Source organism: Phaeospirillum tilakii, assembly GCF_042683125.1.
Taxonomy (GTDB): domain Bacteria; phylum Pseudomonadota; class Alphaproteobacteria; order Rhodospirillales; family Magnetospirillaceae; genus Phaeospirillum; species Phaeospirillum tilakii.
Genome location: NZ_JBHUIY010000009.1, coordinates 45513 through 60769 on the forward strand (window position 1 = coordinate 45513; position 15257 = coordinate 60769).

A 15257-nucleotide genomic window follows, 5' to 3' on the forward strand; every position below is an offset into this window, starting at 1 on the left:
GGGGCTACCGCCCCGGCCCCGTTTGGGGCGATGCCCCAAACCCCCTTGATTTTCAAAAATAAGGGGGGTCCGGGGCGAATGCCCCGGGCGGGTTCGGGCGGCAGCCCGACAGGGGGCGCCGAACCGTCAGACGTTACTGTAGACGCTGTTGCGGATCATGCGATAGCCCTTGACCAGTTCGGCCAGCCCGGTATCCAGCGCATAGGCCGGGCGCCAGCCGGTCGCCTCCAGCCGTTCGTTGGAGACGATGTAGTCGCGCTTGTCGGGGTCCTCGCCGACGGGGGCTTCGAGCACGACGAAATCGGGGACGTGGGCCTTGATCCGGGCGCACAGCTCGATCTTCGACAGGTTGGCCTCGGACAGGCCGACATTGTAGGGGCGGCCCTTCATCGTCTCGAAATTGTCGATGCCGTGCAGGAAGGTGCGGGCGACGTCGCGGACATGGATGTAGTTGCGCTTGAAGTGGCCCTCGAACAGCACGATGAAGCGATCATTGACCGCGCGGTAGGTGAAGTCGTTGACCAGCAGGTCGAGCCGCATCCGGGGCGACATGCCGAACACGGTGGCGAGGCGGAACGAGATCGCGTTGCCATGATCGAGCACCGCCTTCTCGACCTCGACCTTGTGGATGCCATAGAGCGAGAGCGGCCGCATCGGGCTGTCCTCGGTACAGAACTTGCCGGCCTCGCCGATGCCGTAGCCGGAATTGGTGATCGGCATCAGCACCCGCTGCGACGGCGCCAGCGCCTTGACCAGGGCCAGTTGGGCATCGAGGTTGACGCTGGTGGCGCCGACCGGGTCCTGCTTGCACAGCGGGGCCCCGACCAGGGCGGCGAGCGGGATCACGATGTCGGCCTTGGCCAGCAGCGACTTGACCAGCGCCTGATCGCGCACGTCGCCACGCACCACGTCGAAATTGGGATCGGCGACGCAATGGTTAAGCGAGGTCTGTTTGAACAGGAAATTGTCGAGCACGGTGACGCGGTGGCCGGCGCGCAGCAGTTCGGGCACCAGGATCGAGCCGAGATAGCCGGCACCGCCAGTGACCAGGATGTTGTGGCAGGACATGATCGCAAACTCCTGTTTTTACTAGCGGCACACCGTGTCCAGCACCTCGCGCAGGCGGGTGATCTGGGGGGTGAGGTCGTGGGGATGGTTGCCGACGAAGAAGCCGTAATCGTGGGCGAGGTCGGCGTTGGGGGCGGCGCCGCCGACCACCTCGTAATCGTAGAAGCGCAGCACGTCGTGGCGGAGGAAATTGCCGCCGGTGATGATGCGGAAGCCGATATCGGCCTGCTTCAGCGCCGCGAACACCCGGCCCCGGTCGGGCCGATGGGCCGGGTTGAGAATCAGGGTGAAGCTGAAGGCGGAACTGGTTCCATTCTCACGCTGAAGGATGAACCGCTCGTCGTCGGCGAACAGCGACTGGAACAAAGCGAGGTTGCGCCGCCGCGCCGCCGTCATCGCCGGCAGCTTCTTTAATTGCTCGCGCCCGACCGCCGCTTCGATCTCCAGCGGCCGGACGTTGTAGCCGGGCAGGATGAAGCGGTAGGCCTCGAAATGGTCGCTGCCGCCGCGCTGATAGAGCCCGGTGTCGGCCGGCAGGTCACGGGTCCAGCCATGGGCGCGCAGGCTGCGGCAGAGATCCTCCAACTCGCGGTCGTCGGTCAGGATCATCCCCCCTTCCATCGTCGAGATGTGATGGGAGAAGAAGAAGCTGAAGGTGTTGAGATCGCCGAAGCTGCCGCATTTGCGCCCGCCCAACTCGGCATCCATGCTCTCGCAATTGTCCTCGAGCAGCGCAAGCCCATGGGCGTCGGCGAAGGCGCGCAGGGTGTCGAGCGCCGCCGGATTGCCGAGGATCGACACCGCGACGATGGCGCGGGTGCGCGGAGTCAGCGCCCGCTCCAACTGCCCGACATCGATGTTGAGCGTCTCCAACTCGATATCGACGAACCGCAGCTTCAGCCCGTATTGCTGGAGCGGATGATAGGTGGTGGCCCAGGACAGCACCGGGACGATCACCTCGTCGCCGCGTTGCAACGGCCGATCCTGGCGATAGGCCAGCGCCGCCACCGCGATCAGGTTGGCCGAGGAGCCGGAATTGACCATGATGCCGGCGCGAACACCGAAATAATCGGCGAACGCCCGCTCGAACGCCTTGACCTCGCCCCCCATGGTGTAGAACCCGGACTCGATCACCCGCTTGGCGGCGGCGACCTCTTCCTCCCCCCAGGATGGGGCGGCCAATTCATAAAACATCGTCACACCCTTCCACAGGGACCGGAGGTCCAGGAGGCCCCGCCTCCTGGCGGGTGCGGGCAGAGCCCGCCTTGATCAGAACGGCCCCTTGAACTGCACCTGATAGGCCAGCTTGGCCCGCTCCTCCGACGGCTGCCAGGGCGGCGCGTCGGGCCGGGCCAGCGCCCAGGCGGCGGCGGCGATGGTGGCCGGGTTGGGATAGAAATGAGCCTCCAGCCACGGACTGGTCGGACAGGTGGCGTCGGCAAACCCGATCCGCTTGACGTGGATCCCCGCTTCCGGCGCCCGCTCGGCCACCGCCGCGACGATCTCGGCCGAGGCGCCGCACATGGTCCACCCATTATCAACCACCAGCAGCCGCCCGGTGCGCCGGGCCGAGGCGAGGATGGTGCCGATGTCGAGCGGCCGCAGCCAGATCGGATCGATCACCTCGGCCGCCACCCCGACCTCGGCCAGCAATTCGGCGGCGCGCACCGATTCCTGCACCATGTTGGAGATGCCGACGATGGTGACGTCGTCGCCGGCCCGGCAGACCCGCGCCCGCCCCGGCGGCACCGCGAACGGCGCCGGATCGACCTCGGTGACGGTGGGATAGAGTAGCCGGTGCTCCATGAAGATCACCGGGTCGTCGTCGCGGATCGCGGCGATCAGGCAGCCCTTGGCGTCATGGGCGTTGCTGGGCGCCGCCACCTTGAGGCCGGGAATATGCATGAACAGGGCATGCAGCCCCTGCGAATGCTGGGCCCCCTGCCCCCACGACTTGCCGATCATCGAGCGCACCACCAGCGGCACCCGCACCTGCCCGCCCCACATCGCGTGGGCCTTGGCGGCGATGTTGACCAGCTGGTTCATGCACAGCAGCATGAAATCCATCCGGATATGGACATGGACCGGGCGCATCCCGGCCATCGCCGCGCCGATGGCGATGCCGGTCATCGCGTCCTCGGACAGGGGGGTGGTGAACACCCGCTCCGGCCCGTATTTGTCCAGCAACCCCTTGGTCGAGCCCTGGATGGCGAGATGGTCATCGACGTCGAGCCCGAACACGAACACGGCGGGGTCGCGTGCCATTTCCTGGTCGAGCGCCTCGCGCAGGGCCTCGACATAGCGCAGCGGGCGCGGCTCAGACATCGGCGCGGGCCTCCAGGTGGCTGGACGGACCGTCATACAGCTCGGCCGGATCGGGCGGCGGGCTGTCCTCGGCGAAGCGGATTGCGGCGGCGATCTCGGCTTCGATCGCCGCGTCGATCGCCTCGCGCTCGGCCGCCGGCAGCAACGCCGCCAGCCGGGCGAGCTGATCGGCCGCCAGCCACGGTTCGGCCTCGGCGCGGTCGCGGTAGCCCTGGTCGAAATCCTCGTTGGGGCCGACATGCTGGCGCCAGCGATAGACCTGGGCCTCGATCAGGCGCGGCCCGGCGCCGGCCCGCAGCGCCGCCACCGCGTCGAGGGCGGCGTCACGGATCGCGAACAGGTCGCCATCGGCGACATGCACCGCCGGCACCCCCATCGCCTCGGCGACGGCCCGGATCCCCTCGGGCCGGGCCCGGCGCTTGGTCAGCGGCTCATGGATGGCGTAGCCGTTGTTCTCGACCACGAACAGCAGCGGCAGCTTGTGCAAAGCGGCGAAATTGACCGTCTCGTAGAAACAGCCTTCCTCGGTGGCGCCGTCGCCGAGGAACACCGCCACCACCCGCCCCTGCCCGGCCCGCTGGGCGGCCAAAGCGTAGCCGGCGGCGACCGGCACCTGGGTGGCGACCACCGCCGACGAGCCCATCACCCCGGCCCCGGTGGCGATGACATGCATCGAGCCGCCCTTGCCCCGGCAGCAGCCGGTGACCTTGCCGAACATCTCGGCCATCATCCCTTCCATGGCGCCGCCCTTGGCGAGATACATCGCGTGGCTGCGGTAGGAGCCGCCGACCCAGTCGCCCGGCTCCAGCGCGTCGCACACCCCGACCGCGACCTGTTCCTGGCCGATGGCGAGGTGAACCGGGCTCTTGATCCGGTCGGAGGGATAGATTTCGGCGGTGACTTCCTCGAAGCGGCGGATGCGGCGCAGGCCGGCATAGAGGCGGGCGATCAGGGTCGGGTCCAAGCTGTTCCCCCGGCGGGTGGCAGGAATGGGAACGAAAGCACGATGACGGCAAAGGAAGTTTTAACGCAGCGTCCGGAACGGGGCGTCAGGGCGGTGGCGGGGCGTCGCGCAGAAAGCTGACGTAGCGCATGTCCTCGGTCAGGATGTGTTCGACCAGCCAGGCCTGAAGATGGGCGTGCAGCCGGCCGATCGATTCCGGCCCGGGATCGATCATGCAGCCGGCCAGCATCGCGCCGAGACGGTGGCTGAAGCCGGCATGGCTGGCGCCGTGGCCGGCGGCATCGGGATAGCCGGCGCGCAGCAGCATCTCCTCCTCGCGGCGGAAATGATGCTCGGCGAAGGCGACCAGATCGTCGATCACCGCGCCGATCCCGGCCAGTTCGGCACGGGCCTCCAGCATGTCGTCGAGCCGGTTGATCATCCCGACCAGATCACGGTGGTCCTGATCGACCGCCGCGATGCCGGTCTCCATGGTCGGAACCCAGTCTACCTTCATGATTTCTGTCGCCATCTCAAGTGCTTGACCATGGTCGCAGAGGGCGGGAACCCTGTCAACCGCCAGGCGGGCTGCCGCCCGCGCCCGCTTGGGGCGATGCCCCAAACCCCCTTCTTTTTCGAAAAAAAGGGGGTCCGGGGCATCGCCCCGGTTGGGTTTGGGCGAAAGCCCAATCGCGTTCAGACCACCCGGCCGGCGCGGATGGTCTCGGCGAACCAGTGGTAGCTGTCCTTGGGGATCCGTTGCAGGGTGTCGTAATCGACCCGGACGATGCCGAAACGCTTCGACAGCCCCTCCGCCCACTCGAAATTGTCGAGCAGCGACCACACCAGATAGCCCTTGACGTTGCAGCCCTCGGCCAGGGCACGGCCGACCGCGGCGACATGGTCGCGCAGGAAGGCGACCCGCTCGGCATCGTGCACCTTGCCATCGGGGGTGACCACGTCGTCATAGGCGGCACCGTTCTCGGCGATGAACACCGCCGGATTGCCGTAAAGCTGCTTGAACTCCAGCAAAAGGTCGTAGAGCCCGTCCGGCTGGACCGGCCAGCCCATCCCGGTCCAACGCTGGCAATGCGCATCGCCCCAACCGGCGTCGAACAGCCGGCCCGGCTCGTGCTTCATCGTCATCCGCGAGTAATAGTTGATGCCGAGCAGATCGATCGGGAAACGGATCCGGTCGAGGTCGCCGGGCTGGACGATCCCCTCGAACCATGGTGCCAGCACGTCGGGCACCGCGCCGCGCATCACCCCGTCGAGCGGCACCCGGTTCCACACCGCGTCCCAGCGGATCGCCGCCGCCTGATCGTCCGGCCGGTCGCTCTCGGCCCGGGCCGGCTGGAGGTTGCAGACGGTGCCGAGGCGCAGCCCGCTCCGTTCGGCCCGCATCGCCCGGAAGGCGTCGCCCTGGGCCAGATTCTGGTGATGCAGCACGGTCAGCACGCCCTTTTCCCCCAGACGCAGGCCGGGGGCGTGGTCGTCGGTGCCGTGGCCGTTGATGGCGACGACATTGGGCTCGTTGAGGGTGAACCAGTCGCCGACCCGGTCGCCGAGCCGGCGGACCGCCACCCGGGCGTACTCGGCGAAGGCGTCGGCGATGGCGCGGTTGCGCCAGCCGCCCGCATCCTCCAGCGGCTGGGGCAGGTCCCAGTGGAACAGACAGGCCATCGGCCGGATCCCGGCGGCGAGGATGGCATCGACCAGCCGGTCGTAGAAATCGAGCCCGGCCGGATTGACCGCGCCGCGCCCGGCCGGAATGATCCGGGGCCAGGCCAGCGAGAAGCGGTAGGCGGAAAAGCCCGCCTGCTTCATCAGGGCGATGTCCTCGGGATAGCGGTGGTAATGGTCACAGGCGACCCGGGCCGAGCTGCCGTCCTTGATCCGGCCCCGGGCGGTGAAGCTGTCCCACACCGAGGGGCCTCGGCCGTCGGCCTCGGTCGCTCCCTCGATCTGATAGGCGGCGCTGGAAGCCCCCCAGAAGAAATCCTCGGGAAAGGTGCGGGCGGGGGCGGCGGAGACGGATGGGGCGACGGTCATGGCGGCAACTCCGGCTAGGAACTGACGGCGACTGGGATGGAAGGGGGAGCGGCGGGCGCTCATCGCGGCGGCCTTCAGCAGGTGGGACGGGGATGGAAACCGGATCCGGCCGGCGGCTCGGCCGCCTCGACCGACAGGCGCGACACCCGCGCCGCCGGCGGGCCGACATGGCACGCGGCCACCATCGCCTCGACCGTGGCGGCCGGACCGGACAGCACGGCCTCGACCGTGCCGTCGGACCGGTTGCGCACCCAGCCGCACAGGGCCCGCTCGCCCGCCTGCTGGGCCAGCCAGCCGCGAAACCACACGCCCTGGACCCGGCCCTCGATCACCACGCGAACATGCTTGATTTCGGTCATGGCGGCGCTCCCGGTGACAGGAAATTAAACCACGCCGCCGCCGGCTTGGCTACAGCCGCCCGAGCAGCGCCCACCACAGGAAATCAAGCGGCAGCAGCACCAACAGGGTGACCAGGGCCAGGATCAGGCACAGATTGCGGGCCGGAGCGATCCGCTCGCCGCCGAGCTGGAGCGCCACCACCAGCGGCGCCGACTGATAGGGCAGGATCGGGTTGGAAAAGCCCAGCACCTGGGTCATCAGCACCGTCTCGACCGGCAGGCCGGAAGCCTCGGCCAGCCGCCCGGTCAGCGGCGTCAGCACCGCCGGCGCCCCCGGCAGGGTGGTGACCAGACTGACCAGGGTGGCGAGGATGGCGAGGCCGGCGAAATTGCCGACCGGATGGCCGGGCGCCAGCGGCAGCAGCGGGATCACCGCCTCGGCCAGCCGGTGGCCCAGCCCGGAGGAATCGACCAGCGCCCCCAGCCCCATGATCCCGGCGACGAACAGCATCGAGCCGTAATTGACCTTGCTGTTGAGGGCATGGCGATCGACCAGCCCGATCCCCGGCAGCAGCAGCGCCACCGCCGCCGCCATGCTGACCCAGGCCGGGCTGACATGGTGGAGGAAGTCGGTCGCCCACAGCAGCAGGGCGGCGGCCAGCACCAGCGACAGCACCCGCTCGTTGCGGCTGAAGGCGGCCGGCGCCGCCTCGGCCGCCTCGGGGCGCGGCGTGTCGGGCCACATCCGCACGATCAGCGCGACCAGCACCAGGGTCTTGATCACCCCCAGCACCGGGAAATGCAGCAGCAGATACTCGCCATAGGTCGGCGTGGGATAGTGCAGCGTCTCGGCGGCGCCGATCATCACCAGATTGGGGACGTTGGCGGGCAGGATGGCGAAAGTCGAGACGTGGCAGCCGAAGGCGGCGGCCAGCACCACCCCGAGATGGCCGTTGGAGCCGGGGCGAAACCCGGCCCGCGCCGCCAGCCCGACCGCGATCGGCATCAGCAGCACCGCCCGCCCCATCGACGAGGGCAGCAGGAAGCCGAGCGCGGTGCCGACCAGGGCGACGCCGCCGATCAGGGCGCCGTAACTGCCGCCGAACAGCGAGCACAGCCGGCGGGCGATGCGGTCGCCGAGCCCGGTCTCCTTGACCGCCACCCCCATCACCAGCCCGCCGAAGATCAGCCACAGCGCGGCGGATTCGAAGCCGACGAACACCACTCCGGGCGGGGCCGCCTTCAGCAGCATCGCGGCGGTGAAGAAGATCACCGCGGTGACCACCTCGGGGATCGCCCCGGTGGCCCACAGGCCAAGGCAGGCGATGGTCAGGGCCAGGGCGGTGCTTTCCCCGCCCGGCAGCGGCCGCAGCGCCAGCACCGCCGCGCCGAGAACCACCGCCATCCAGGCGATGACCGGACCGGCGGCCAATCCTCTCCACACCCTCATCGCGGCCATCGCCGCCTCCTGTCGTGTTTCATGTTACGTGTTACACTAAACAGCTTGGCGCCCGACCGCAAGCTCAGGCAGGATCGGGGCCGTTTTCCCTCCCCCGCTTTTGTCCGCGAGGCCGACCGTGACTCTCAACCGTACCAAGCTGGCCGACCAGGCTTATGACGCGATTCGCGAGGATCTGCTGAGCGGGCGGCGCTTCCTGCCCGGCGACAAGATCAGCGTCGAGGAATTGTCGCGCGGCCTGGGGGTCAGCCGCTCGCCGGTGTGGTCGGCGATCGCCCGGCTGGAGGCTGAGGGGATGGTCGAGGTGCGGCCGCGCCAGGGGGTGTTCTTCATCGGCTTCGACATCAAGCGGCTGCGCGAGATCTTCACCGTCCGCGCCGCGCTGGAGGGCCTCGCCGCCCGCCTCGCCGCCCAGCGCGCCACCCCGGACGAGATCGCCGAACTGGAACGCTCGATCGCCCACCAGCGCGACCTGATCCAGCAGGGCGAGATCGAGGCCTATACCCTTGAGGCCAATCGATTCCATACCCGCCTGACCGAACTGGGCGGCAACGCCACCCTGACCGAGCTGGTGGCGGGATTGTGGACCCGCAGCACCGCGATGTGCCTGCGCCGCAACCGCAAGGGCGGCGATTTCGACGAACGTACCGACGAACATGTCGAAATGGTCGCGGCGGTCGCCCGCCACGATTCCGACGCCGCCGAGGCGATCACCCGCCACCACATCCACCGCCTCGCCGGCTCGATACGCGACGGGGATCTGGACTGACGCGGGCTCCGCCCGCACCCGCCAAGGGCCGCAAGGCCCTTGGAACCCATTGGTTTTCAAGCACGAGGGCCGCCATGCTTATACGGTCTGCCGACATCGGGGATATGAAGTCGATCTGGCGGATCCTGAGCCCGACCATCCAGGCCGGCGAAACCTACGCCCTCGATCGGGACATGAGCGAGCGGGACGCCCTGGCCTATTGGCTGGGCGCTGATCGGGAAACCTTCGTCGCCGAACAGGGCGGCGAAATCGTCGGCACCTATTATCTGCGTCCCAATCAGGCGGGGGGCGGAAAACACATCTGCAATTGCGGCTACATGACTGCGCCCGCCGCCACCGGTCGCGGTGTGGCTCGCGCGATGTGTGCGCATTCGCTGCATCACGCGAGAAAGTGCGGGTTCCGCGGGATGCAGTTCAATTTCGTCGTCAGCACCAACCTCCGGGCCGTGGCGTTATGGCAATCTTTCGGTTTCGAGATTGTCGGCCGCTTGCCTCAGGTATTTCACCATCCTGGACTCGGCTATGTCGATGCCTTGGTGATGTTTCGAACTCTTGTTGAGATCGAGGGGATCCAAGGGCCTGTGGCCCTTGGCGGGCATGGGCAGCGCCCATGAAAAAGCGCGGGCCGGAGGCCCGCGCTCACTCACACGAACAATGCTTGAAGATCAGACCTCTACCAGCACGCCTTCGCGCAGGGTGACGGCGCGGTCCATCCGGCGGGCCAGTTCGGGGTTATGGGTGGCGATCAGGGCGGCGACGCCGCTGCCGCGCACCACGCCGAGCAGTTCGGCGAACACCGTTTCGGCGGTATGGGGATCGAGGTTGCCGGTCGGTTCGTCGGCCAGCAGCACCTTGGGGGCGTTGGCGAGGGCGCGGCAGATCGCCACCCGCTGCTGTTCGCCGCCGGAGAGCTGGCCGGGGCGGTGTTCGGCGCGGGCGGCGAGGCCGACCCGGTCGAGCAGGCCGAGAGCACGGGCGCGGGCCGAGCGGCGGCTGGCCCCGGCGATCATCTGCGGCAGGATCACGTTCTCGACCGCCGAGAATTCCGGCAACAGGTGGTGGTACTGGTAGACGAAGCCGAGATGGAGCCGGCGCAGCCGGGTGCGCTCGCCCTCGGACAGGTCGCCGGCGGCGGTGCCGGCGAGGTGGATCTCGCCTTCATCCGGACGTTCGAGCAGACCGGCGATGTGCAGCAGGGTCGATTTGCCGGCGCCCGAGGGGCCGACCAGGGCAACGATCTCGCCGGACCGCAGGGTCAGATCGACCCCGTTCAGCACCGCCAGGGTTTCCTTGCCCTGGGCGAAGCGGCGGCGGATGCCGGACAGGCGCAGCCCCTCGCTGATGGCCTCACTCATAGCGCAACGCCTCCACCGGATCGAGCCGCGCCGCCCGCCAGGACGGGTAGATGGTGGCGGCGAACGACAGGCCAAGCGCCATCGCCACCACCGTCGCCACCTCGCCGGGTTCGACCCGGGCCGGCAATTGGGTCAGGAAATAGATCTCGGCGGCGAACAGGTCGCGGCCGATGATCGACTGGATGAACTGGCGGATCTGCTCGATATGGGTGGCGAACCACACCCCGAGCAGGGTGCCGAACAGGGTGCCGGCCACCCCGACCGAGGCGCCGGACAGGAAGAAGATCCGCATGATCATCCCCCGCGTCGCCCCCATCGTGCGCAGGATGGCGATGTCGCGCCCCTTGTCCTTCACCAGCATGATCAGGCTGGAGATGATGTTGAACGCCGCCACCAGGATGATCAGGGTCAGGATCAGGAACATCACATTGCGTTCGACCTGGACCGCGTTGAAGAAATTGGCGTTCGATTGCTGCCAGTCATAGATCCGGGCCTGACCGCCGGTGATCTGGAACAGGTCGCCGCGCAGGGCCGGCACCCGGTCGGGATCGTCGAGGAACACCTCGATCTGCGACACCGCGCCGGGCAGGCGGAAATAGGTCTGGGCGGCGGCCAGCGGCATGAAGATGAAGGCCGAATCATATTCGAACATGCCGACATTGAAGGTGCCGACCACCCGGTAGCCGCGCATCCGCGGCACGGTGCCGAAGGCGGTGGCGTTGCCCTTGGGCGAGATGATCGAGACGGTGTCGCCGATCGTCACCCCCAGCTTTTCCGCCAGCCGCGAGCCCAGCACCACCGCGTCGTCGCCGCTGAAGGCGGCGGGATCGCCGCGCCAGTGGGCGCTGAAGATCGGCCGGGCCAGCAGGTCCTCGGGGGCGACGCCGCGCACCATCGCCCCGGTGCCGCCGGCGGGCGAGGTGGCGAACACCTGCCCCTCGACGGTGGGGATCGCCATCGTCACCCCGGTCAGGTTGCGGATGCGCTGGGCCAGCGATTCATAGCCGGTCAGCGCCCCGTCGGCGGCATAGACCCCGACATGCCCGTTGATGCCGAGGATCCGCGACAGCAATTCGTGGCGGAACCCGTTCATCACCGCCATCACCACGATCAGGGTGGCGACGCCGAGACCGATGCCGGCCAGCGAAAAGCCGGCGATCACCGAAATGAACCCTTCCCGCCGCCGCGCCCGCAGATAGCGGAAGGCCACCATCCGTTCGAAGGAACCGAAGATCATGCCGTCATCCCATTGCGTTGCCGGCGAATCGCCGGGGTCCAGGGGCCTTGCGGCCCCTGGCGGGCGTGGGCGGAGCCCACCAGATCGGCGTCAGCCGAACAGCCGGGCCAGCGCGGATTCGGCCGACAGCTCGACCTTTTCGCCGCTGGCGCGGTTCTTCAGCTCGACCAGCCCGGCGGCGACGCCCTTCGGCCCGACCACCAGCTGCCAGGGCAGACCGATCAGGTCCATGTCGGCGAACTTGACCCCGGCCCGCTCGTCGCGGTCGTCATAAAGACACTCCCGCCCGCCGGCCGTCAGCTTGGCGTAGAGATCCTCGCACACCGCGTCGCAGGCGGCGTCGCCGCTCTTGAGGTTGATCAGCCCGACCTTGAACGGCGCGACGCTGTCCGGCCAGATGATGCCGCGCTCGTCGTGATAGGCCTCGATGATCGCGCCGACCAGCCGCGACACGCCGATGCCGTAGGAGCCCATCTCGACCGGAATGGCATCGCCGTTCGGCCCCTGGACCACCGCGTTCATCGGCTTGGAATATTTGGTGCCGAAATAGAAGATGTGGCCGACCTCGATGCCGCGCGCCTCGCGCAGGCGCTCGGCCGGCGGCACGCCGGGGGCGTTGGGGTCGTGCTTCTCGTCGGTGACGGCATAGAGCCGGTCGAGCGCGGCGAGATCGATCTCGCCCTTCGCCGCCAGTTCCTCGTAGGCGACGTCGTAGAACACGCCGCTTTCACCGGTTTCGGCGAGGATGTGGAATTCGTGGGTGAGGTTGCCGCCGATCGCCCCGGAATCCGCCCGCATCGGAATCGCGGTCAGGCCCATCCGCTTGAAGGTCTTGAGATAGGCGGTGAACATCGCCTCGTAAGACCGCTTGGCGCCTTCGAAATCCAGATCGAACGAATAGGAATCCTTCATCAGGAACTCGCGCCCGCGCATCACGCCGAAGCGCGGCCGCACCTCGTCGCGGAACTTCCACTGGATGTGGTAGAGGGTCTTGGGCAGGTCGCGGTAGCTCTTGACGTTGTCGCGGAAGACCTGGGTGATCAGTTCCTCGTTGGTCGGGCCGTAGAGCATCTCGCGGTCGTGGCGGTCGCGGATGCGCAGCATCTCCTTGCCATAGGCGTCATAGCGGCCGCTTTCCCGCCAGATGTCGGCCGACTGGATGGTCGGCATCAGCAGTTCCTGGGCGCCGGCGGCGTCCTGCTCCTCGCGCACGATCCGCTCGATGTTGCGCAGCACCCGGAGCCCGAGCGGCAGCCAGGTATAGATGCCGGCGGCCGACTGACGGATCATCCCGGCCCGCAGCATCAGCCGGTGCGAGGCGATCTGGGCCTCGGACGGCGTCTCCTTGAGGGTCGGCAGGAAATAGCTGGAACGACGCATGACGGTCCTCTGGTATTCGGGAAAGGCGGGAAAGCCGGGACTGTAGCCCGGATTGCCCGGACTGTCACGGCTCCGCCGCCGCCCCAATGCCGGGGGCAGACATGCCCCGCCGGCGGGGCCCCGGTCAGCGCGCGCCGCGTTGGGCGCAGGCCTCGGCCAGGGCGCGCTGGTCGTCGCCGATCATCGGCTGGTCGTTGTAGGTGAAGCTGTTGGTACGGAAATCATATTTGACCACGCCGATGGTGGTGTCGCTGCGCTCGAACGCCTTGCCGAGACCGCGGGTGACGTCGGTACCGGCCATGTTCTTGCGGTAATTGATCGGGTTGATCCGGAGCGGGATTTCCAGCGTTTCCGGCACCACCCGGCGGGCGAAATCGGCGGCGGCGGGGTCGAGGTCGGCCGGGGCCACCTTGCGCCCGCGCACATCGACTCCCGGCTGATAGGCAACGTCGGCGTCGGGGACATGGCGAACCAGCCGGGCGCAATCCTGGCGGCTGATCGTCACGGTCTGAAGCGCCCCCGGCCCCTCGGCCCAGGCCGGCGGGGCGAGGATCGCCGCCGCCAGCAGGGCGGCGCGAAACAACGGCAACGGGAAATGGCGGGCCATGGGGGGGGTCTCCTGTTCCTGCCGCCGGCCAGAGTGCGCCCGCCCCGCTCCCCGCGCAAGACCGAAGCGGCCTTCCTTTGCGTCCGTTGCCTTTCCGACCGCCCCGCCGCAACAAGCCCACAAAAATCAGGGTGACAGGCACAACAAAATTGCGTACTCTCCCCCTACAAGCCCGGGCAACGGGAACGACCTTCAAGACGACGACCAGCCTCTTGACGCGGCTCCGGAGTCAGGAGGATGCCCCCTAAACGGTGGAACCAGGAAAAGCGGCGGGACCGGTGACGGTTCCGCCGCAACCGTTTTCGCCCAACCGCCACGGCAACACCGCCCCTTGCCATGTCCGCCGCCCGCTCCGAAGATGCGCCCGGCCACGCCACAGGAGGGGGAGCGGACGGCATGACGGCGGCGACGGGGCTGCGGGCGAAGATCTGGCGGGTGGTCCAGGTCGCCAGCGGCAATTTCCTCGAAATGTACGATTTCATGGTGTTCGGCTATTACGCCGGGGCGATCGGCCGGGCCTTCTTCCCCGCCGACAGCGAGTTCGCCTCGTTGATGCTGACGCTGATGACCTTCGGCGCCGGGTTCCTGATGCGGCCGCTGGGGGCGATCGTGCTGGGGGCCTATATCGACCATCACGGCCGCCGCGCCGGACTGCTGCTGACGCTGGCGCTGATGGCGCTCGGGATGGTGCTGATCTCCGCCTTGCCCGGCTATGCCACCCTCGGCCTGTTCGCCCCGCTGCTGGTGGTGCTGGGCCGGCTGTTGCAGGGCTTCTCGGCCGGGGTCGAGCTGGGCGGAGTCTCGGTCTACCTGTCCGAGATCGCGCCGCCCGGCCAGCGCGGCCTCTACGTGGCGTGGCAGTCGGCCAGCCTCAATCTGGCGGTGGTGGCGGCGGCGGCGATCGGGGTGGCGCTGCATTCGGCCCTGCCGCTGGCCGAGGTCGAGGCCTGGGGCTGGCGGATTCCGATGCTGATCGGCTGCCTGATCATCCCGGCCCTGCTGCTGCTGCGGCGCGGCCTGACCGAGACCGAGGCCTTCGCCGCCCGCCGCCACCACCCCACCGTGCGCGACATCCTGCGCGGGGTGGCGACCCACTGGCGGATCATCCTGCTCGGCATGCTGATGGTGACGATCAGCAACGCGGCGTTCTATCTGCTGACCGCCTACACCCCGACCTTCGGCAGCGCGGTGCTGCATCTGTCGAGCCGCGACGCCCTGCTGGTGACCCTGTGCGTCGGGATCACCAACGTGGTGTGCGTCCCGCTCGGCGGCGCCCTGTCCGACCGGGTCGGCCGCCGCCCGGTGATGCTGGCCGCCGCCGGGTTGATCCTGCTGGCCGCCTATCCGCTGCTGTCCTGGCTGGCGGCGGCGCCGTCGCTGACCCGGATGCTGGAGGTTGAGGAAACACTGGCGGTGCTCTATGCCCTCTATAATGGGGCGATGATCGTCCATGTCACCGAGATCATGCCGTTCGAGGTCCGCACCGCCGGCTTCTCGCTGGCCTACAGCCTGTCGCAGACCCTGTTCGGTGGCTTCACCCCGGCGATCTGCACCTACCTGATCCATGTCAGCGGCAATCCGGCGATCCCGGGGGCGTGGCTGTCCTTCGCCGCCCTGCTGGCGATCGGCGCGTTGCTGGCCTTTCCGCGCTTCAAGCTTCAACCTTGAGGTATCAACTGTTCGCGGGCTCTGCCCGCACCCGCCAAGGGCCGCAAGGCCCTTGG

Annotated in this window: 15 protein-coding genes; 3 read left to right on the forward strand and 12 right to left on the reverse strand. The window is 68.4% G+C overall.

The window, feature by feature from the left end:
• Positions 1-126 precede the first annotated feature (126 nt).
• The 8 genes from ACFSNB_RS06415 to ACFSNB_RS06450 all read right to left on the reverse strand — a co-directional run bounded on the left by ACFSNB_RS06415 (position 127) and on the right by ACFSNB_RS06450 (position 8185).
• On the reverse strand, positions 127-1068 hold the full coding sequence (locus ACFSNB_RS06415; RefSeq protein ID WP_377315208.1) for an NAD-dependent epimerase/dehydratase family protein: 942 nt from the start codon (positions 1066-1068) through the stop codon (positions 127-129).
• Positions 1069-1089: 21 nt separating this feature from the next.
• A complete protein-coding gene (locus ACFSNB_RS06420) occupies positions 1090-2262 on the reverse strand; it encodes a DegT/DnrJ/EryC1/StrS family aminotransferase (RefSeq protein ID WP_377315209.1) in 1173 nt (390 codons plus the stop codon).
• A gap of 75 nt (positions 2263-2337) precedes the next feature.
• Positions 2338-3393, reverse strand: a complete 1056-nt coding sequence (locus ACFSNB_RS06425) for an alpha-ketoacid dehydrogenase subunit beta (protein WP_377315210.1) — start codon at positions 3391-3393, stop codon at positions 2338-2340.
• On the reverse strand, positions 3386-4357 hold the full coding sequence (locus ACFSNB_RS06430; RefSeq protein WP_377315211.1) for a thiamine pyrophosphate-dependent dehydrogenase E1 component subunit alpha: 972 nt from the start codon (positions 4355-4357) through the stop codon (positions 3386-3388). The genes ACFSNB_RS06425 and ACFSNB_RS06430 overlap by 8 nt, the downstream gene beginning before the upstream one ends.
• 85 nt (positions 4358-4442) lie before the next feature.
• Positions 4443-4868 carry a bacteriohemerythrin gene (locus tag ACFSNB_RS06435; protein ID WP_377315212.1) on the reverse strand — a complete coding sequence of 142 codons (426 nt, stop codon included), beginning with the start codon at positions 4866-4868 and terminating at the stop codon, positions 4443-4445.
• Between the two features lie 164 nt (positions 4869-5032).
• Positions 5033-6388, reverse strand: coding sequence for a GH1 family beta-glucosidase (locus ACFSNB_RS06440; RefSeq protein WP_377315213.1), 1356 nt, complete (start codon positions 6386-6388; stop codon positions 5033-5035).
• 74 nt (positions 6389-6462) lie between these two features.
• Entirely contained in the window at positions 6463-6738 is a 276-nt protein-coding gene (locus ACFSNB_RS06445; protein WP_377315265.1) for an acylphosphatase, read from the reverse strand.
• Between the two features lie 58 nt (positions 6739-6796).
• Positions 6797-8185, reverse strand: coding sequence for an SLC13 family permease (locus tag ACFSNB_RS06450; protein ID WP_377315214.1), 1389 nt, complete (start codon positions 8183-8185; stop codon positions 6797-6799).
• Between the two features lie 118 nt (positions 8186-8303).
• Between ACFSNB_RS06450 and ACFSNB_RS06455 the strand changes: the two genes are divergently transcribed.
• The gene (locus ACFSNB_RS06455) at positions 8304-8954 is read left to right on the forward strand and encodes a GntR family transcriptional regulator (protein ID WP_377315215.1); all 651 of its coding nucleotides are present in this window, start codon (positions 8304-8306) and stop codon (positions 8952-8954) included.
• 104 nt (positions 8955-9058) lie between these two features.
• Positions 9059-9568: a GNAT family N-acetyltransferase gene (locus ACFSNB_RS06460; protein WP_377315216.1), complete on the forward strand. Its 510-nt coding sequence runs from the start codon at positions 9059-9061 to the stop codon at positions 9566-9568.
• A 51-nt stretch (positions 9569-9619) separates the two neighbouring features.
• On the opposite strand, the gene ACFSNB_RS06465 is transcribed toward ACFSNB_RS06460, so the two are convergent.
• The 4 genes from ACFSNB_RS06465 to ACFSNB_RS06480 all read right to left on the reverse strand — a co-directional run bounded on the left by ACFSNB_RS06465 (position 9620) and on the right by ACFSNB_RS06480 (position 13533).
• A complete protein-coding gene (locus ACFSNB_RS06465; RefSeq protein WP_377315217.1) occupies positions 9620-10309 on the reverse strand; it encodes an ABC transporter ATP-binding protein in 690 nt (229 codons plus the stop codon).
• A complete protein-coding gene (locus tag ACFSNB_RS06470) occupies positions 10302-11546 on the reverse strand; it encodes a lipoprotein-releasing ABC transporter permease subunit (protein WP_377315218.1) in 1245 nt (414 codons plus the stop codon). The genes ACFSNB_RS06465 and ACFSNB_RS06470 overlap by 8 nt, the downstream gene beginning before the upstream one ends.
• 90 nt (positions 11547-11636) lie before the next feature.
• Positions 11637-12926, reverse strand: a complete 1290-nt coding sequence (gene proS / locus ACFSNB_RS06475) for a proline--tRNA ligase (protein WP_377315219.1) — start codon at positions 12924-12926, stop codon at positions 11637-11639.
• 124 nt (positions 12927-13050) lie between these two features.
• Positions 13051-13533: a hypothetical protein gene (locus ACFSNB_RS06480; RefSeq protein ID WP_377315220.1), complete on the reverse strand. Its 483-nt coding sequence runs from the start codon at positions 13531-13533 to the stop codon at positions 13051-13053.
• Positions 13534-13929: 396 nt separating this feature from the next.
• On the opposite strand from ACFSNB_RS06480, the gene tcuC reads away from it, so the two are divergent.
• Positions 13930-15201 carry a tricarballylate/proton symporter TcuC gene (gene tcuC, locus ACFSNB_RS06485; RefSeq protein WP_377315221.1) on the forward strand — a complete coding sequence of 424 codons (1272 nt, stop codon included), beginning with the start codon at positions 13930-13932 and terminating at the stop codon, positions 15199-15201.
• Positions 15202-15257: the final 56 nt, after the last annotated feature.